21 protein-coding genes are annotated in these 18,541 nt (G+C 45.1%); 4 read left to right on the top strand and 17 right to left on the bottom strand.

Going from position 1 to position 18,541, the window contains the following annotated elements:
* Positions 1 to 33 precede the first annotated feature (33 nt).
* The 8 genes from GCA01S_RS07355 to GCA01S_RS07320 form a co-directional block, all read right to left on the bottom strand.
* Positions 34 to 606 (bottom strand): TetR/AcrR family transcriptional regulator, encoded by a 573-nt coding sequence (locus GCA01S_RS07355; protein WP_042408619.1) that lies wholly within the window; start codon positions 604 to 606, stop codon positions 34 to 36.
* Positions 607 to 704: 98 nt separating this feature from the next.
* A complete protein-coding gene (gene hemY / locus GCA01S_RS07350; RefSeq protein ID WP_042408616.1) occupies positions 705 to 2,129 on the bottom strand; it encodes a protoporphyrinogen oxidase in 1,425 nt (474 codons plus the stop codon).
* Between the two features lie 18 nt (positions 2,130 to 2,147).
* Positions 2,148 to 3,080: a ferrochelatase gene (gene hemH, locus GCA01S_RS07345; protein WP_042408614.1), complete on the bottom strand. Its 933-nt coding sequence runs from the start codon at positions 3,078 to 3,080 to the stop codon at positions 2,148 to 2,150.
* A 14-nt stretch (positions 3,081 to 3,094) separates the two neighbouring features.
* Entirely contained in the window at positions 3,095 to 4,132 is a 1,038-nt protein-coding gene (gene hemE / locus GCA01S_RS07340) for a uroporphyrinogen decarboxylase (RefSeq protein WP_026078598.1), read from the bottom strand.
* Positions 4,133 to 4,432: 300 nt separating this feature from the next.
* The gene (locus tag GCA01S_RS07335; protein ID WP_042408612.1) at positions 4,433 to 5,833 is read right to left on the bottom strand and encodes a hypothetical protein; all 1,401 of its coding nucleotides are present in this window, start codon (positions 5,831 to 5,833) and stop codon (positions 4,433 to 4,435) included.
* Between the two features lie 231 nt (positions 5,834 to 6,064).
* A complete protein-coding gene (locus tag GCA01S_RS07330) occupies positions 6,065 to 6,568 on the bottom strand; it encodes an antibiotic biosynthesis monooxygenase family protein (RefSeq protein WP_042408609.1) in 504 nt (167 codons plus the stop codon).
* Positions 6,565 to 7,779, bottom strand: a complete 1,215-nt coding sequence (locus tag GCA01S_RS07325) for an ABC transporter permease (RefSeq protein WP_042408605.1) — start codon at positions 7,777 to 7,779, stop codon at positions 6,565 to 6,567. The genes GCA01S_RS07330 and GCA01S_RS07325 overlap by 4 nt, the downstream gene beginning before the upstream one ends.
* Complete coding sequence (locus tag GCA01S_RS07320) at positions 7,776 to 8,513, bottom strand: ABC transporter ATP-binding protein (RefSeq protein ID WP_042408603.1); 738 nt, start codon at positions 8,511 to 8,513, stop codon at positions 7,776 to 7,778. Before GCA01S_RS07320 ends, GCA01S_RS07325 begins: the two co-directional genes overlap by 4 nt.
* Positions 8,514 to 9,035: 522 nt before the next feature.
* Between GCA01S_RS07320 and GCA01S_RS07315 the strand changes: the two genes are divergently transcribed.
* The gene (locus GCA01S_RS07315; protein WP_042408600.1) at positions 9,036 to 9,458 is read left to right on the top strand and encodes an HIT family protein; all 423 of its coding nucleotides are present in this window, start codon (positions 9,036 to 9,038) and stop codon (positions 9,456 to 9,458) included.
* A gap of 47 nt (positions 9,459 to 9,505) precedes the next feature.
* On the opposite strand, the gene GCA01S_RS07310 is transcribed toward GCA01S_RS07315, so the two are convergent.
* Positions 9,506 to 10,336, bottom strand: coding sequence for a peptidylprolyl isomerase (locus GCA01S_RS07310; protein WP_042408599.1), 831 nt, complete (start codon positions 10,334 to 10,336; stop codon positions 9,506 to 9,508).
* A gap of 185 nt (positions 10,337 to 10,521) precedes the next feature.
* On the opposite strand from GCA01S_RS07310, the gene GCA01S_RS20065 reads away from it, so the two are divergent.
* The gene (locus GCA01S_RS20065) at positions 10,522 to 10,608 is read left to right on the top strand and encodes a YjcZ family sporulation protein (protein ID WP_099458908.1); all 87 of its coding nucleotides are present in this window, start codon (positions 10,522 to 10,524) and stop codon (positions 10,606 to 10,608) included.
* Positions 10,609 to 10,661: 53 nt separating this feature from the next.
* Here the strand turns inward: GCA01S_RS20065 and GCA01S_RS20880 are convergent, their stop codons facing one another.
* Positions 10,662 to 10,841: a hypothetical protein gene (locus tag GCA01S_RS20880; RefSeq protein ID WP_042408598.1), complete on the bottom strand. Its 180-nt coding sequence runs from the start codon at positions 10,839 to 10,841 to the stop codon at positions 10,662 to 10,664.
* Positions 10,842 to 11,034: 193 nt separating this feature from the next.
* On the opposite strand from GCA01S_RS20880, the gene GCA01S_RS07300 reads away from it, so the two are divergent.
* Positions 11,035 to 11,376 carry a YhaI family protein gene (locus GCA01S_RS07300; RefSeq protein WP_017436752.1) on the top strand — a complete coding sequence of 114 codons (342 nt, stop codon included), beginning with the start codon at positions 11,035 to 11,037 and terminating at the stop codon, positions 11,374 to 11,376.
* Here GCA01S_RS07300 and GCA01S_RS07295 read toward each other — a convergent pair.
* The 7 genes from GCA01S_RS07295 to GCA01S_RS07260 form a co-directional block, all read right to left on the bottom strand.
* Positions 11,369 to 11,974: an HTH-type transcriptional regulator Hpr gene (locus tag GCA01S_RS07295; RefSeq protein ID WP_017436753.1), complete on the bottom strand. Its 606-nt coding sequence runs from the start codon at positions 11,972 to 11,974 to the stop codon at positions 11,369 to 11,371. The genes GCA01S_RS07300 and GCA01S_RS07295 overlap by 8 nt on opposite strands.
* 402 nt (positions 11,975 to 12,376) lie before the next feature.
* Positions 12,377 to 12,901 (bottom strand): tryptophan transporter, encoded by a 525-nt coding sequence (locus tag GCA01S_RS07285; protein ID WP_042408595.1) that lies wholly within the window; start codon positions 12,899 to 12,901, stop codon positions 12,377 to 12,379.
* 116 nt (positions 12,902 to 13,017) lie between these two features.
* Positions 13,018 to 14,100, bottom strand: coding sequence for a 3-phosphoserine/phosphohydroxythreonine transaminase (serC, locus tag GCA01S_RS07280; protein ID WP_042408592.1), 1,083 nt, complete (start codon positions 14,098 to 14,100; stop codon positions 13,018 to 13,020).
* A gap of 112 nt (positions 14,101 to 14,212) precedes the next feature.
* Positions 14,213 to 14,401 (bottom strand): sporulation YhaL family protein, encoded by a 189-nt coding sequence (locus tag GCA01S_RS07275; RefSeq protein ID WP_017436757.1) that lies wholly within the window; start codon positions 14,399 to 14,401, stop codon positions 14,213 to 14,215.
* Positions 14,402 to 14,690: 289 nt separating this feature from the next.
* Complete coding sequence (yhaM, locus tag GCA01S_RS07270; RefSeq protein WP_042408590.1) at positions 14,691 to 15,668, bottom strand: 3'-5' exoribonuclease YhaM; 978 nt, start codon at positions 15,666 to 15,668, stop codon at positions 14,691 to 14,693.
* Between the two features lie 89 nt (positions 15,669 to 15,757).
* Entirely contained in the window at positions 15,758 to 16,996 is a 1,239-nt protein-coding gene (locus tag GCA01S_RS07265) for an ABC transporter permease (protein ID WP_017436759.1), read from the bottom strand.
* Positions 16,989 to 17,888 (bottom strand): ABC transporter ATP-binding protein, encoded by a 900-nt coding sequence (locus GCA01S_RS07260; protein WP_042408587.1) that lies wholly within the window; start codon positions 17,886 to 17,888, stop codon positions 16,989 to 16,991. Before GCA01S_RS07260 ends, GCA01S_RS07265 begins: the two co-directional genes overlap by 8 nt.
* A 142-nt stretch (positions 17,889 to 18,030) precedes the next feature.
* Here GCA01S_RS07260 and GCA01S_RS07255 point away from each other — a divergent pair, with 142 nt between their 5' ends.
* Positions 18,031 to 18,216 carry a YhzD family protein gene (locus GCA01S_RS07255; protein ID WP_042408584.1) on the top strand — a complete coding sequence of 62 codons (186 nt, stop codon included), beginning with the start codon at positions 18,031 to 18,033 and terminating at the stop codon, positions 18,214 to 18,216.
* Positions 18,217 to 18,541 lie beyond the last annotated feature (325 nt).

Raw genomic sequence — 18,541 nt, 5'->3', positions numbered from 1 at the left:
TCGGTCATTTTTGATAAAAAAGAGAAGGATTATCTAATTGGACAATCCTTTCAGAAAATAAAGTTCAAATAATTCCGCGATTTTTTCCTTTGACAGCGGCTCATGATCTTTTTCCCAGTCGACAATCAGGGCGATATACGCTTTTAACATTAAAAACGCGGTAATTTCCGAATCGCATGGACGGATTTCGCCCTTGCGGATCGCTATATCGATTTTTTCACGAATAAAGTCAATAATCGCCCGGTCTAGTTTTTTCAACACTTCTTGGACTGCGGACGTCCCAATGCTCCGCACTTCTTGCAGCAGCTTGGCTGTTAATTGGTGCTGCTGGCGAAACTCCAAAATGCGGTATAAAGCGCGGTGGACGTTTTCCGAAAAAGGAAGATGAGGATCCATCGCCTGCTTCGCCGATTCTTTTATTTCAACAATCAACGAAGAAATAATTTCATCCAACAAATCTTCCTTGTTTTTAAAAAACGTGTAAATCGTTCCTTTCCCAACATTGGCGAGCTTGGCGATCTGTTCCATCGTTGTCGCCTTGTAGCCAAACTGGGAAAACGATTGTGCCGCCGCTTCGATAATTTGCCGTTTTCGATCGATTGTCATCTTCCTCATCCTTCGGAAATTGACTAAATGGACGATTTGGTCATTTCGTATTAATTCTAGCATATGAGCCGTAAAAAAGAAAGAGGTTAACGCTATTTTTAGTTAACCTCGGCAAATTTTTTCTTATCGATGCGCAAATAATCCAGCACGTCTTGAACGGCTTTTTCTCCTTGATTGATGCAGTCCGGCAACCCTAATCCTTCGTAGGAGCTTCCCGCTAAAAACACGCCAGGAAGTTCTGCAGCCATCTGTTCTTTTATTTTCGCCAGCCGTTCTTTATGGCCGACCGTATACTGCGGCATCGCATGTTTCCAGCGGGAAATGACAAAAAACTCCGGATGCCCGCTAATGCGCATAACTTTATTTAAATCATCCATCACAACGCGTATAATTTCATCATCGGATTGCTCGACGATTTCCTCATCGCCCGGACGGCCGACATAACAGCGCAGCAACGCTTTCCCTGGCGGTGCGGTATGCGGCCATTTTTTATGCGTCCACGTGCAGGCGGTAATCGTATAATCGTTGCGGCGGGAAACGACAAAGCCTGTTCCATCAATATCTTGTTTAATGACGTTTTCCGAAAAGGCGAGCGCGACGGTCGCCACCGATGTGGATGGCACCGACCGGAATGGCGCAAAAAAGGAGTAATCAGCAAATATTTCTGGCACAAATGAATGCGGTATTGCAACGATGACGCTGTCCGCTTTCCATTCCTCGCCAGTGCTTAAACGCAGCCGGTATTCCGCTCCGTCCCGCTTCACCTGTTCTACCCGCACTCCTTTTGCCACACTGCCTGGTTCCAACCGTTTCTCTACTTCGTCCACCAATGATTGCAATCCGGTTTTTAACGTTTGAAACGCACCTTTCCGCTCTTTTTGCGCTTTTGGGGTAGTTCGTTTCGCACCGAGCACCAGGCTGCCATGCTGCTGCTCTACTTGAAAGAACTGCGGAAATGTCGACATTAAGCTCATTTGGTCAATATCACCGGCATAAATGCCGGACAGCAACGGCTCGATTAAATTATCCACGACTTCATCGCCAAGACGACGGCGGAAAAATTGGCCTAACGATAAATCTCCTTCCGCTTTCGTTGGCGGCAAAATAAAATCGAAGGCGGCACGCAGTTTCCCTAGCGGCGAGAACAGTCTCGTCGTAATAAATGGACCGATCCGGGTTGGAATTCCCATGACGGAACCGCCCGGTATCGGATATAATTTGCCGTTTGCTAAAATGTATGATTTTCCCGTCGCATTATGGACGATTTCGTCTTCTAGACCGACCTCATGTACAAGTCGGGAAACGCTTGTTTTTCGCGCCAAAAAGGAATCGGGGCCACGCTCAATAACAAAACCATCACGGATCACCGTTTGCACTTTTCCGCCTAAGCGATGCGTCGCCTCAATCAGTTTGCATTCTATCGGAAGCTGCTGCTCTTTCACCGTTTTTTGCAAATAATAAGCAGCAGCAATGCCTGTAATGCCCCCTCCGATAATCACTACCGTACGTTTTTCGTCACTCACTGTCCATCGCCTTCTTTATCAAAATTTGATCCGTTTTAATACAACAGTCGCTAACGCGTCGATAAATTTCGGATTCGCATTTGGCATTTCCGGCCGATAGTATTTCGCGCCGATTTCCTCTGTCACCTGCTTACATTCGATATCATTATCATACAGCACTTCTAAATGATCGGCGACAAAACCGACCGGAGCATAGACAAACGAGGTGTACCCTTTTTCTTTATGCAGCTGTCTCGTCAAATCTTGCACATCCGGCCCCAGCCAAGGTTCCGGTGTATTGCCGGCGCTTTGCCAGCCGACTGCATAGTGCTTCACACCTGCTTTTTCGGCGATCTGTCTCGCTGTTTCTTCCAGCTGTTTTGGATACGGATCGCCGGCGGCGATAATTTTTTCCGGAAGGCTGTGCGCCGATACAATGAGCACCGCTTTTTCCCGTTCTTCTTCAGGCATCGAGGCAAACACTTTTTTTACGTTTTCCGCCCAATAGTCAATAAATTTCGGCTCATCATACCAGCTGTCAATCGGATAAATGACCGGTCCTCCTAACTTTTCCGCCTCCGCTTTTGCCCTCTCGTTGTACGATTGAATGCTGAAGGTGGAAAAATGCGGAGCAAGGACGATGCTTACCGCTTCCTTGATTCCGTCTTCGTACATCTTTCTTACTGCATCCTCTACAAACGGTTCGATATGCTTTAATCCTAAGTACATGCGGAACTCCACATCGTCTTGCATTTCATTGAGCCGACGTTCCAATTGTTTTGCTTGTTCGAGCGTAATTTTGGCCAACGGCGAAATGCCGCCAATCGCTTTATAGCGCTGCTTTAAATCTTCAAGCAGCTCATCGGAAGGTCTTCTCCCATGGCGAATGTGCGTATAGTACCGCTCAATATCCTCTTCTTTGTACGGAGTTCCGTATGCCATTACTAATAATCCCATTTGTTTTCTTGCCATACTTTCTCACCTCTTTATTTCCCAGCTGTATAGTCGTGAATAAACTCCGTTAGCCGCTTTAGCGTTTCCGGCTGAATATCCGGGAAAATGCCATGGCCTAAATTAAAAATATATCCTGGCCGCTCCATGCCTTCGTCTAGAATTTGCTTCACCCGCTTTTCAATGACTTCCCAAGGAGCAAGCAGCACAGCCGGATCTAAATTGCCTTGCAGCGCTTTTGTCACCCCTTTTTGACGCGCTTCACGAATCGACAGACGCCAATCGAGCCCAATCACATCGAGCGGCAGATCATTCCATTCGAGCGCTAAATGGCTGGCGCCCACGCCAAACATAATGAGCGGCACGTTTTCTTTACGCAGCGCAGCAAAAATCCGCGCCATCGCTGGCTTAATAAAAGTGCGGTAATCCTCGACATTAACCGCTCCGACCCACGAGTCAAAAATTTGAATCGCACTCGCCCCAGCATGAATTTGCGCCTTTATATAGCGAATCGTCATATCGGCCAGCTTGTCCATGAGCGCGAACCAAGCTTTTGGCTCCGCATACATAAACGCCTTTGTTTTATAATAATTTTTCGACGGTCCTCCCTCGATCATGTAGCTTGCTAGCGTAAACGGCGCGCCCGCAAAACCGATCAGCGGCACGCTTAACTGCTCTGTCGTCAGCAGTTTAATCGTTTCCAATACATACGGCACATCTTCTTCCGGATGGATTTCCCCAAGCTTTTCTACATCGGCGAGCGAACGAATCGGATTAGCAATGACCGGCCCGATCCCTCCTTTAATTTCCACCTCCACGCCAATCGCCGGCAGCGGAGACATAATATCTTTATATAAAATGGCCGCATCCACACCATATTGTTCGACCGGAAGCCTTGTTACATAAGCGCAAAGCTCCGGCTGATGCGTAATTTCAAACAATGAATATTTTTCCTTCAGCGCCCGGTATTCCGGCTGTGAGCGCCCCGCCTGCCTCATGTACCAAACAGGAACATACTCCGTTTTTTCGCCGCGGCAGGCGCGCAAAAATGTATCTTTCATTGGTTTTGCCATTTTCATCCGCCTTTCTTCATTTCCACGATCGATCCTTACCGTTTTCATTACAAACTGGTTAAAAAACTTAATTAACAGCAAAACTACAATTACAACTATACAAGTTTCTTTTCCTAATGTATAGCTAACAAGGGAAACTGTCAAAAAATTGACCATTTATCTACACTGTTCTTTTACCGAAATATATTGCCTGCTCCAAGCTTTTGGCTATGCGCTCCTCCACGTATTATCAAATTTTCTCTTTATTAATTATAACAAAAAAGCTGCCCCCCTCCTACGGGGACAGCTTTTGCGTTTGTGTCAAATAAGAAACATCGCCACGATCGTCGTAACAACAAGTCCGACGGCGACCGGTATCAAATTGCGCTGCGCCAGCTCAAATGGATCGACGCCGCAAATGGCAGCAGCCGGAATCAGCGCCCAAGGAACTAAAGTGCCGCCGCCAACCCAAATCGCAGCAATTTGGCCAAGCGCGGTTAATGTTGCGGCGCCGCCGCCAATGGCGGTCGCAAATAAATGAGCGACAGATCCTGCCAAGGAAATGCCGGAAAACCCTGAACCATCTAAACCGGTTATCGCACCGACAATCGTTAATGTCACCGCGCCGATTTCATTGTTCAGCGGCACAACATGGGCAAGCGCGACGCCTAAATCATTGACAATTCCTTGCGACATCTTTGGCAAATATTCCCCAATAATTTTAACAAATCCCGCGTCACCAAGATAAAAAAATGCGGCGATTGGAATCACGGGTCCGAATACTTTAAAGCCAAACTGGAACCCTTCGATAAAGTAATTGGTAATCTCTTCAAAACTTTCTTGGCGGTGGGCGAAAATAGAAATGAGAATTAAAATAAAAATCGCTGTCCCGCCAATGAGAGCGGTCGCTTCTCCGCCTTGCAAGTGCAGATAAAACATCGTGACAACATCAAGGACAAATAAAACTGGAATGATGATCGCCAACATTTTTTTCACTTGCCCGGATAACAGTTGTCTTGTTTTTTCTAAAGCAGAATCGGCCGTAACGGCAATTTCATGTTCCTCATTGGCGAAAAGTCCCTTTTTCATATCGCGGCGCAGCAAGATAAAGGCGGTAATCGTCGTGGCAACTCCCATGACAAATACGAGCGGGATACTGGCAGAAATAACATCAGCAACCGGCAGACCCGCCGCATCGGCGGTCAGCTTTGGCGCTCCTTGAATGACAAAGTCCCCTGATAAAGCGATGCCATGGCCAAATAGATTCATGGCCATCGCTGCTCCTAATGCCGGCAACCCGACGCGAATGGCGACAGGCAGCAGCACCGCCCCCATCAGCGCCACCGCGGGAGATGGCCAGAAAAACCAGGAAATGACCATCATCAATATTCCGATCGTCCAATACGCCCACCCCGGGGTGCGAATAAATCGGGTAAACGGCGAAATCATTACATCATTGATTCCTGTTGACGTCAGCACTTTGCTCATAGCCACAATGATCGAAATAACTAAAATCGTCGGCAGCAGCTCCGTAATCGCGTAAATAAAGCTGTTAAACACTCCGCTGATCGCCGCGCTCAGCGAATGGGTTGCTGTCACCGCCAATAAAAAGATTCCGATGATGCAGACAAGCGATGTATCTTTTCGGGCTATCATGAACCCAATAATAAGCACGATAAACGCCAAGTAAATCCAATGCAGCACTGTCAACTCGACACCCATGGACATTCCCCTTTCTGCTGTATTCCCCAACTTGGTAAATGGGACATTTACCTAACTTGGTGTACTACAGCATATGAAAAGGGACGAAAGGTGTGAAACATGCGAAGCATTCTGCCGTAAAAAAAGACAAGGAGAGAGATTTAGCACGAATGGAAGCAACCAGCTGAACGGAACGCATTAACAAATAGAAAAAAGCGCCCCCAAGCAAAATACGAGGGCACCAATCCATTATTATCCTTCTTTTGCCACTACGTATGTCGTTATATAAGACGGGCGCGGAAATAGCCGCAAACCCGTCGGCTTGGTTTCTTTTCCTTGCTGATGCGCCTTGGCAAACGCTTGCGAGTGCTGCCAACGTTCAAAATGTTCTTTTCCATCCCACAGCGTCATGATAATATACGTATCATTGGAGAGCGGTCGAAGCACGCGTATGGCGGCAAAGCCCGGTTCTTGTTCAATCAGCCTTGCCCGCTGTTGAAAACGGTACTCAAAAAGCGGGCGGCCTTCATCGGTCACCGGAATGTTATTGCATACAACAAACGCACCAACCAACGGACCCACGGCATCGATCACTTCATACGCGCGCGGTTCCTGAAACACGGTTTCCCCCGCCGTTTCATGAAGCAACATCGCATCCTCTTCTCCCTCAAGCAGCAGCATCGTTTCACCTGGATGGCTATTTTTCAGCTGTTGCAAATAGCCTTTCGTTCCCGTCGTGATATACATTTTGTTCATCGTTTTCCCTCCCGATGATGGCGTTTCGCAAAATAATGAAATATGAGCCAATAACTGAACATATTTCCCGCTATCCATGATGCAATCCAAAGCGGGCGGATGGCCATCCAAGTTAAAAACAAATGGAATGCGCCGTTTTGCACCATCAATAGCAAAAAGAGAAGTCGGCACACCGCTTGAACTCGCAGCGACTTCGCAAGCGGGTACAGCCGCATCCATAAGATGGCCCGATGATGATCAAGCAAGGCGAATAATTGAAAGCCAGTTATGTAAAGGAAAAAGAACGCCGCCGCCATTTTTCCGTATTCGTTTGGAATAATGTAAAGCAATAGGCAGCCAATGATGGTTAAGCGGATATACAGACCCAAATATCCACCGGTACGGATCCATGTTCTCACATACAAATAAAGAAACGTATTTTGTTGCCCATATGGAATCATCTTGACGATAAAATCCAGCCAGCGCCGCCGTTTCGCTTCTTCTTTCCATTGCGGAACATCGGTAAACCAATTGGCGATACGGTAAAATGTGCGCACCGCTTTTGCTTCCTGCGCGATAATTCGCTCCCATTTCCAGCCTCTTCGCTTTGTTGCCTGTTGCAAATAAACGGTAACGCTAATGGCGAGCACCGTTAGAGCGATCAAAAACAAAACAGGAGAGCTGACAAGCAAAAAGTAAAGAAAAAGGACATTTATGCCAAAACGGACTGTCATGCTGAGGTAATGAAAGGACGGTTCAATAAAATAATTTCCTTTCCAGCTGATCCATAAATTCCATCCTTTTAAAATAAGCAATACGAGAAAAAACAGCCATAAAGAAACGGGGGAAAAGCGAAGATGGAGCGGCGCTGCCACCAATAAAAGCAAAAGCAGGCCATATCCCTGCAAAACAAAATTCATGACAAAAGCCCGCTGTATATAGGGACGAAGCTTTATTTCCGCCGGCAGCAAAAACACGATATCCGCTTCCCGAAATAACGTACGTATCGAACCAAAAGTCAAGGCAAAGGAAAAGACGACTGCCGCCACCATGGCGTAAGGAAATGTCGGCGGCAGTGTTTGCACCCAACGATGGTAGGCAAGCGCTCCTCCGCCTAGAGCGATCAACAATACGAACAATAAATGGTCATTCAGCATATAGCGCAAATACCGCCGCATGTTTCGCATTTCCTGTCCAAGCCGGTCTCTCCACAACTGCTTTCCGTCCATCATACGCTTTCTTCCTTTGTTAATTCAATATATAACTCATCCAACGTTCCCGCTTTCGAACCAAATTGATCACGCATTTCCTCGAGCGTCCCTTTTGCTTTGATTTTTCCATTATGCAAAATGACAAATGAGTCGCAATATCTTTCCGCCGTTGCTAAAATGTGTGTTGACATCAAAATGCCTGCTCCTTTCTCCTTCATTCGCTGCATTTGCTCGAGCAATGCATGAATGGCGAGCGGATCTAGGCCAAGAAACGGCTCATCAATAATGTAAAGGGGCGGCTCCACCAAAAACGCGCACATGATCATCACTTTTTGTTTCATCCCTTTGGAAAAATGGGCGGGAAACCATTTCAGCTTTTTTTCCATACGAAACTCTTTCAACAGCGCAGGCAGACGCCGTTCATATTCCGCCTTGTCGAGCCCGTAAGCCATGGCGGTCAGGCGCAAATGTTCTTCAAGCGTCAATTCCTCATATAAAACCGGTGTTTCCGGAATATAGGTAAATTGAGAGCGGTATGTTTCCGGATGTTCGGAAAACGTTTGGCCGTTAATCGTAATCATCCCTTTTCGCGGTTCCATCAGTCCGATAATGTGCTTAATCGTCGTGCTTTTCCCCGCGCCGTTTAAGCCGATTAAGCCGACGATCTCACCGCGGTCGACGGTAAACGACACGTCTTCGAGCACGTTTTGCTTTGTATATCCTCCATATAAATGCTGCACTTCTAAAAGCGCCATCGTCCGCTTCCTTTCCATCCTGAATTGTCCGTTCCGCTTTCATTGTACCAAAGCGGTTCGTGTTTTTCCAAAAATTATCTATCCTCTCTTTCGCATATATTGTCCCGCCCTGGGCACGATAGATAGCGAAGAGGGGATGAGGAAAAAACCAAAAAGGATTTGGTGAATCATCCACTTTGAAATGAGGTGTTCGCGAAAGACACATTTGTCCAAGTAACACCGTTGTAAAAAGTGAAGCTGCGCAAAACTCCTTTAATAATAAATGGGGTGTTTGCGAAAGACAGGACCATCTTGCCATTGCTGTGAAGCAACGAACCTCTATGCAACCAACAAGGGGATGGTCATCTTGAACAAAGGAAAGCTCACCCTTTAACCAATTTCTTGCAAATGGGGTGTTCATCAAACGCCATTTTGATTAATGCAAATCCTCGCCCCTTTTCACAGTCGGGATGTAATCTTGCGATTACATCCCGCTTTTTTTATGGTAAAATGGAAGAAAAAACAGGAAAGGTGGCTTTTCCAGTGAGCGATTGCATTTTCTGCAAAATTGTAAACGGTGACATCCCTGCGGCAAAAGTATATGAAGATGAACATGTGCTGGCGTTTCTCGATATCAGCCAAGTAACAAAAGGTCATACGCTTGTTATTCCAAAAGTACATAAAGAAAATATTTTTGAACTCACTCCAGACGTAGCAAGCCACGTTTTTACCGTCGTTCCGAAAATCGCCAATGCGATTAAGAAACAATTCGCCCCGATTGGCCTCAATTTGCTGAACAACAATGGGGAACAAGCAGGGCAGACAGTCTTTCACTACCATGTCCATCTCATCCCGCGCTACGGCAAAGGCGACGGTTTTGGCGCTGTATGGAAATCCCATGCCAGCGACTATACGTTTGACGATTTGCAAATGATTGCGTCAACCATTCAAAAAGGATTGTCCTAAACAAAAGGAAGCGGTCTACCTCCCGCTTCCTTCGTTGTTTTTGGCCGTTATTTTAACACATCTTGCAAATCTTTATCTTCAATCTCCACTTTTGCATCTTTTACCAGCTTTTCTACTTTTGATTGTACTTTCGTCGGATCCAATTTTCTTTGCTTTACTTCAAATTCAATGTCATCTTTCATTTCGTTAAACGGCTTTTTCTTCTCTTTGGCGGTTACTTTAATAATGTGATAGCCGTAGTCTGTTTTCACCGGATCGCTCACTTGCCCTACTTTTAGCTTATAAGCCGCATCTTCAAATTCTTTCACCATTTTCCCTGGCCCAAACCATCCTAAATCGCCGCCATTTGCGGCCGAACCAGGATCTTGCGAATATTGTTTCGCCAGCTTCGCAAAGTCCTCCCCTTTATCGAGCTTTGCTTTAATTTCTTTTGCCGTTTTTTCGTCTTTCACTAAAATATGGCTGGCGCGAATTTTCGGTTTATAGCTATTATAATATTCCTTTAATTCTTTCTCCGTCACTTTAATATCTTCCATTGCCGCTTTTTGCCGCAGCAAATCCAGTTTTACCATCTCTCGAATCGCTTTTTCACCATTTTGCTGGACGGCTAAATCGTATTGCGTTCCGTATGCTTCTTTTAAGTTTTCGATTTGTTTGTCGATTTCTTTGTCCGTGACTTTGTATTTTTTGCTTAACACTTTTTCATCGATAAGATCGCGAATCACTTCTTTGCCAACGCGAGCCTTCATCTCATTGTAAAATTCTTCTTTCGTAATATTGCCATCCTTCGTTTTTACAATCACTTCCGAGCCACCGTTATTGCACGCCGATAGGGCAAAAACGGAGGCGGCAGCTGCCGCAACCATCCATTTTCTCATTTGTTTCACAACCCCTACACCATTTTTTTTACAAAAAAAATTACAACAATAACTATAACATATTTTCAGGAAAGAAAAAAACCTTTTTCCTTTTAGTCATCCGCCCATACATGTGTGTTTGTCTGTCATATGATGATGGTGAAGCATCCAGGCGGAACCGCTCCTTTTTGAAAGGAGGTGTTATTATGAGCGCACCTTATGCAGGAGGCTTTGCGTTAATTGTTGTATTGTTTATTTTATTGATTATCGTTGGATGCGCATGTTTATTCTAATGCCGGGCAACATCTACAAAAAAGCTGGCAGCGGCGCAAGCTGTCAGCTTTTTTTATGTAAATAGCACCTCAAAATAAGAAGAAATTAATAAAATAGTAATAAGGACATTAATCGTTCGAAAGATACTCGGCTGTTTTTCCTCCGGGATCTGCCTTTGCGTACAAAGACTGGATGTTAGTTGGTTAATAAGAAACAAAATAATCACGGCAAGGGGTATAAAGTAAAGCGCCAAACCAGTTCCCCTCCTTATTCATAGCAAACATATTCATGACTTTTACTTTACAATGTTTCATACTATAAATCAATATGCTTTTTTACGGTAAAATCCTTCCGACATAAAAAAACTTTTTGATTGGTTGATTTTCGTAAATTCGGTAAAATATACGTAACAACTTGTCATTATGTGAAACAAAAGGGGTACATATATGGGAACGCTGGAGGAACGGATCGCCAAACTGGAATTTCATCGCTCATTGTTAATGGAAATGGTCGATGAAACAAAAAAACCGTTTTATTATCTTGTTATTAAAGCCAATTTAACAAAAGAAGAAGTAGATGAGGTGCTTGCTCTTTGCGAACAGTTAAGCAAGGAATATGAGAAACAAAAAGCGGAAGGGCTGATGGTGTTCACCCCGCTTCTTGTTCAATTTGCAGGGATGCTCCACCCAAGCCTTCCGCTTGAACAGACTGTGGACGCTCTTCTTGAGCAGCAAATGTTCGTTCCGCTAATGACCGAATTTAAAAAATTAATGAAAACAATTAGTTAGATTGGCCTGTCAGCTCTTTTTCTTTCTCTTCCGCTTTTGCATTTCGTTTTACCAGCTTTCCGTCCTGCTCAATAAAGTCTTTTTTAATATTTTCAAATGCTCTTTCAAAAATTTCCATAAAATCATCGCCGTAAATGTTGCGAATAATACACATCATTTCTAAAATTTCTGGAAACTTTCCATACAGTTCGCGCAGCGGCAAGGCTCCATTAAACACGGCATTTTTCGTCGGGTCATACGTTTCCATTAACTTTAGCAACACTTCTTCCCCTTTTTTCGTCAGCTCAATATACGTATTGCGCTTGTCGTCCTGCTTTTTTGAAAAGGAAAGCAAGCCTCTCTCTTCTAACTTTTTCGAAAAATTAAACGCTGTGGAAACATGCATGACGCCAAATTTAGCGATTTCTGAAATCGATGCCCCTTTAAAATGATAGGCGATCCATAAAATATGATGCTCATTAATGTTTAAATCAAACGGTTTAATCCATTGCTGCCAGTCCTTTTCGATCGATTTCCAAAGCGCCTTGCTTAACTGTGCAATCCGTTGGCTAAATAGCATCGCCTCTTTTATGGAATAATGTTGCTCTGTCGCTTTCATCGTTCCACCCACTCTTCCCTCACCGTATTTTTTACTTTCTATTATATCAGTAAAATAAAAAGTAATAAAGATAAAAATGTTTATTTTTTTACTTTTATGATAATTTATGCATGTTCATAATCACAAAAGCGTGAGCATATAGTGAATATAGGAGGAGAATGCAATGATATATGTGCAGTCATTTTTTTTTATCATGAGCTTCCTATTTTTCTGCCTTTTCATAAATACTCTTCTTTCATTAGCAAAAACAAAAATGTACCCGCCGAAAAATCTCCTAAAACAGCGCGCCTTCATTTATATTGGAATAGCGTTTTTTTTCTTTATCACCGCTTGGCTTCTCCGATACGTATAAGGTGTGATAGCAAAAAACCCGACCAAGATGATGATCGGGTTTTTTACCATTTACACGTGCGCTGTTATGTTCATCCGTTTGAGAATCGACGACGCAATTGGGTAGATAATCACCATCACAATCGTATTAATCACGGCCGCCGGCAGAACAACGGCGAGGAATAAAGCGGAAAACGTGGCACCACCCGGCAACCCGACCAATAGCAGCGCGGCCGTCAGAAAAACAGTGCCGGAAACCACCGTTCCAATCGCCGTCAGCACCGCCGCGGAAACAACGGTTTGACTATATTTTTTCACCGCTAAGGCAATGACGAACACGACAAAGGCGGTAATAATCTTATCGACGATATTTGGAATTTGTCCCCCTGGAAAATTGGTGGTCAACGCAGAAATAATTCCAGTCACGATTCCGACAAGCCCCACCGCTTTCACATCCGGGAACAATAAAATCGCCAAAAACATCATCGTTAACATCATATCCGGCTTCATTCCAAAGAAAATTCCCGGAATGACGGCATGCAATACTGCCCCGATTCCCACTAACAGCGCCAAAGAAACTAATATTCTTGTATTCATGCTCATCTCTCCTCATCTCTTCTTTTCTAGGCTCCTCTTTCTCGTGCCTTTTGCACATATGGCGATAATTTTCTATTATTATATCACTTTGCAGTGTAAAAGTTAAGTGGAATTTTTCAGGCAAAACGGCGGCGGAAATCATCCATAAATGCTGCCAATGCCTCGCACGCTTCCAACGGAACGGCGTTGTAAATCGAAGCGCGGCAGCCGCCGACCGAGCGGTGTCCCGCCAGTCCAACAAACCCTTTTTCTTTCGCTTCCTCCAAAAACTTCTTCGTCAATTCTTCATTCGGCAATGTAAACGTCACATTCATGAGCGAGCGGCTTTCCTTCTCGGCATGCGGCGCGTAAAAGCCATTGCTGGCATCTATCGCCGCATATACAATGGCCGCTTTTTCTTGATTGCGCGCTTCAATCGCTTTCACGCCTCCCTCTGCTTCGACCCATTCGAGCACGAGCGAAAGCATGTAAATCGCAAACGTCGGCGGTGTATTGTACAATGAATTGCTTTGGCTGTAAGTGCGGTAATCAAGCATCGTCGGCAAGTTGTCTGGAATGCGCTCTAATAAGTCATTGCGGATAATGACGACCGTTACGCCGGACGGACCAAGATTTTTTTGCGCTCCGGCATAAATTAAAGCAAACTGTCCGACGTTGATCTCGCGGCTTAAAATATCACTCGACATATCGGCGACAAGGTCGACCGGCACATTTGGAAATTCACGCCACTGCGTGCCGAAAATCGTATTGTTCGAGGTAATATGTAAATACGCCGCATCTTCGGAAAGCTGAATGTCTTCAAACTTCGGAATATACGTGTAATTCGCTTCTTTGCTCGAGGCGGCGATATGCGTTGATCCGACTTTTTTCGCTTCTTTGAGCGCCTTTTCCGACCATGATCCGGTCAATACGTAATTGCCGATTTTCCCTTTGGACAGGAAATTCATCGGCACCATCGAAAACTGCAGGCTCGCTCCACCTTGCAAAAACAAGACGTCATGGGTATCCGGAATGTTCATCAGCCGTTTCAGCCGCTCTTTCGCGCTATTGTGCACCGCATCATATTCTTTGCTGCGGTGGCTCAGCTCCATCACCGACATTCCCGTGTTTTGGAAGTTAAGAAGCTCGGACTGCGCCCGCTCTAACACCGGAAGCGGCAGTGCGGAAGGTCCGGCGTTGAAATTATAGGCTCGCTTCATGTCTTATCCCCCGCTTTATCTCTTTAGTGTGTAATAGTTATTATTATATTATCCTAGCACGAAATTGAAAAAAATAAAGGGAATTTTGAAAAAAAATAAAAGTCCTTGATTATTACAAGGACTTCGCCTGCTGGCGCCGCTCCCGCTCCTTGCGGATGCGCTCCATATAAATTTCTCCTTCTTTTTCGATAAACGCTTGATCGATTTCGCGCTCTTGCGCTGCCGTTCTTACCGTCATATAGCCGCTAAAAATGATGCCGGCCACAACTAAATAAATCCACCATGGCAAGCTGCTAAGCATATATCTCCCTCCTTGCCTGCTTTAAAGCGTTCCATCGTTCCGTGTTTTGCTTGTCTTACTAAACTATACGCAAGGAAAAGGCGGGATATGCATAAAGAAAGAGACGGAGTTTTCCGCCTCTTTCCCTTTGGGACAACGCAGTGGCTATTTATCTTTTTGCTTTTCTCTATTTTTCTTTGCCTGCGGTTCTTTCTGCAACTGCTTCAATTCCTCTTTTTACCTTCATATTCTGCCTCTTTCACCAATGCGATAATCGGCTCCATCATAAGCAATCCTTCTTTGTTCGGGACTACTTATGATTACCCTTTTTTTCCTCGTTTGAAACAGAAGAAAAGACCGGTTTATAAAACGAACGGTTATCAAGTGCAAAAATGCGTTCCGTAAACTCGCCAGGCTTCACTTTTTCCAGAGCGCGGTCAATCATGTTCATTTTCGCATCCAAATTGTCGATGTAATGCAAAATTTCCGCTTCCTTTACCATCGGCGGCTTCGGGCTGCCCCATTCCGCTTTTCCGTGATGGGAAAGCACCATATGCTGCAGCACGACAACTTCTTCGCCGCGAATGTCAAGATGCTCGGCCGCTTTGCTAATTTCGCTTACCATAATCGAAATATGGCCAAGCAAATTGCCTTCCAGTGTATACGACGCCGACACCGGCCCGGACAGCTCGATCACTTTGCCGAGATCGTGCAAAATCACGCCGGCATACAACAAATCTTTATTCAGCGACGGATATAAATTCGCAAGCGCTTTGGCCAATTCGAGCATCGAAACAACGTGGTATGCCAAGCCGGAAATAAATTCATGATGGTTTTTCGTCGCCGCGGGATAGTCAAAAAATTTCTGTTCATATTTTTTTAATAAATAGCGCGTAATCCGCTGGATATTTGGATTTTGCATCGCAAATATGTATTCTGTAATTTTTTCCATCATGTCTTCCCGTTTCATTGGTGCCGTTTCGAGAAAATCGGAAACGCGGACGGCATCTCCTTCATGGGCAGGACGAATTGAGCGAATTCTTAGCTGCATTTTGCCGCGGTAATTATGAATGTCGCCAAATACTTTGACAATGCTTTCCGGCACGTAGACGCTTTCCGCTTCCGGCGATACATCCCATAGTTTTGCTTCAATATCTCCTGTTTTGTCTTGCAAAATCAGCGTTAAAAACGGTTTCCCGTTACTGGCGATTCCTTTTGTCACCGATTTAATGAGCAAATACACATCGACTTGCTCGCCGACTTCATAATGAACGATTCCTTTCGCCAACCTTTCCTCCTCCGTTTCCATGTTCGTGTATAGTTAGTATACCACAATTGCGCAAACGCCTGAAAGAAGACCTTGCTTCCCGCAAGGCCTTACTTTTTCGTCAATTGCACCGCTTTTTTCACATCTTTCAGCGAACCAGCTTTTCCGTACATGAGCACCCCGCCGCGGTACACTTTCGATCCGAAAAAGGCAAGCAGCCCGATCGTCGCAACGAGCAGAACGAGGCTGAGCGCCACTTCCCAAAACGGAACAGGAAGCAGCCCGACCCGCAAAAACATAATCATCGGCGTGAAAAACGGAATAAATGATGCCCCCGTAATAAAGGACGACTCTGGCGCGTTTAAGCCAAACATCGCGATCATAAACGCAGCAACGACAATAATCATGACCGGAGTAATCATTGGCTGGACGTCCTCGACGCGGCTGACGAGCGAACCGAGCACGGCAAATAATGTCGCATATAAGAAATAGCCTAAAAGGAAGAAAATAATCGCATACACAAATGTCGAGACAGAAAGATGGTCAAAGCCGAGGAAATTCCACAATTCTTGCCCGCTGCTTTTCAGCGCTGTGAAGCCAATTGCAAATAAAATCGCAAACTGTGTTAAACTAAGAAGCGCAACCCCCAGGATTTTTCCGAACAGCTGCTGGAGCGGAGGAACGCTTGACACCAAAATTTCCATGACGCGCGACGATTTTTCCGTCGCCACCTCTGTGGAAATCATGCCGCCGTACATAAGAACAAACATGTACATCGCAAACAGCAGCACGTAAACGAGAACGCGCGCCTGATTCAGCTCTTCTTCCGTTTTCGCGTTTTTTTCCAATGCCACTTTTTCAAACGGCACCGGCTCATACAATTGCGCGATTTGCTCTTGCTTCAGACCGATTTTTTTGGTCGCAATCGCTGTTTTCAGCTGCTGGAGCGCTTGTTCAAGCTCGCTTGGCGTATCGCTGTCGGCAATCGTGTTTGCATAATACGCCGCTTTCGGCAGCTGTTTATCGTCAGCCGAAAGAATAAGGAGCGCATCCCACTTGCCGTTGCGGACGGCCGCCTTTGCCTTTTCTTCCGGACCGGTCACCTTCTTTAACTGGAGATCATCGTGTTTTCCTTGTTTCAGCTGTGCTGCAAGCGGTTCGTAAAACGCTCCCGTGGTATCGATGACCGCCACCGTTGTTTTTTCATCCTTCGTAAAAAATTCAATAATATGCTGGATATTCGCGATCGCGAAGACAAAGAGACTCGTAATAATCGTTGTGATGATAAACGATTTCGCTTTCAGCTTTGTCGTATACGTATGCCAAAGCACAATCCAAAACTTATTCATACGCCGCACCTACTTTTTCAATGAAAATATCGTTTAACGAAGGCTCTTCCAGCGCAAACTTGCGGATAAATCCTTTGTTGGCAATATGGGAAAGAATTTTTTGCGACACGTCTTCGTTTTCGATTTGTAAATGCACGCCTTCCGCTGTCCGCTTCATTTTGACGACTCCCGGAAACTCCGCCAGCTCATCAAGCGGCATATCGGCATGAATAATAATGTTCTTTTTGCCAAAGGACCGTTTTACTTCTTTCAGCGGCCCGTATACGACCGGCCGCCCGCGATGCATAATGCAAAGATGTTCGCACAATTCTTCGACATGCTCCATGCGATGGCTCGAAAAGACAATCGTCGTTCCATTGTTTTTTAAATCGATGACCGCTTCCTTTAACAGCTCGACATTAACGGGATCAAGTCCGCTGAACGGCTCATCCAAGATTAATAGCTTCGGCTTATGCAACACGGCAGCGATAAATTGAATTTTTTGCTGATTGCCCTTCGACAGCTCCTCAACCCGCTTTTCCGCGTACTCCGGCACGTTAAACCGCTCGAGCCACGCCTCCATTTCTTTCACAATCGCCGCCTTATCCAAGCCGCGCAGCCTGCCCAAGTAAATAAGCTGCTCCTTTACTTTCAGCTTCGGATACAACCCTCGTTCTTCCGGCAAATAGCCGATGAGATGGCTTTTCGAGTAGCCGATTTTTTCTCCATTCCACGTAATTGTTCCTTCTGTCGGTTCCAACAAGCCTAAAATCATGCGAAACGTTGTCGTCTTCCCCGCCCCGTTCGCACCAAGAAATCCAAATAAGTTTCCTTCTGGAATCGTTAATGTGACATCATTAACCGCGGTTACCGCGCCAAATCGCTTTGTCACATGCTCTAACTGCAATGCCATTCGCACTCCCCCAGTTTTAGATAAAAATTCCATCATTCTATTACACGTTTATCATAGCGAAAAGTTTCGCTATGTAGAAGGAATTTTTCAAAAAATAACAAAATAATAATATGAATCATCATTCAGCAGAGGGGGAACTGTCATGCCAACATATACGTTGACAGCTTTCGACAAAAGCGGAGAAAAACTGTTGGACGAAACGTTCGAAGCGGCGAACGATGAAGAAGCGAAAAAAATCGGCGAACAAAAATTGCGCGAACATCACTGCCACGATAAAACGCACCGTTGCGTAACATCAAGCGGAAAGCTGATTTTGTTCCACCGCTAACATGAATAAAGCCCGGTTGCCCAAGGCAATCGGGTTTTGAACAGAAAAGGGCGGGGAAAACAGTGAAAGATATGCATGAAACGCAACGGGCGGAACAGCTTCACCATGATGAGTGGGAAAGTCTTTGCACCTACCGAAGACTTGCAAAGTATTGAATTATAAGCAGCTTGTTAAACATCTATAAAAATGTATAAAATCATGTAAATATCTTCTGTTATTGGACGTAAAGAGGTGAATGTTCTCCATCTTTTCCATCGTCTCCTGGCTTAGGATAAAAAATCATCTTTCCCTTCCTCATATAAAAAGGAAAAAGAAGAAGAGTTGT

This window comes from Parageobacillus caldoxylosilyticus NBRC 107762 (assembly GCF_000632715.1).
GTDB lineage: Bacteria > Bacillota > Bacilli > Bacillales > Anoxybacillaceae > Saccharococcus > Saccharococcus caldoxylosilyticus.
Note: the sequence above shows the minus strand (reverse complement) of the source record. Positions and strands in the feature narration are given on the sequence as shown.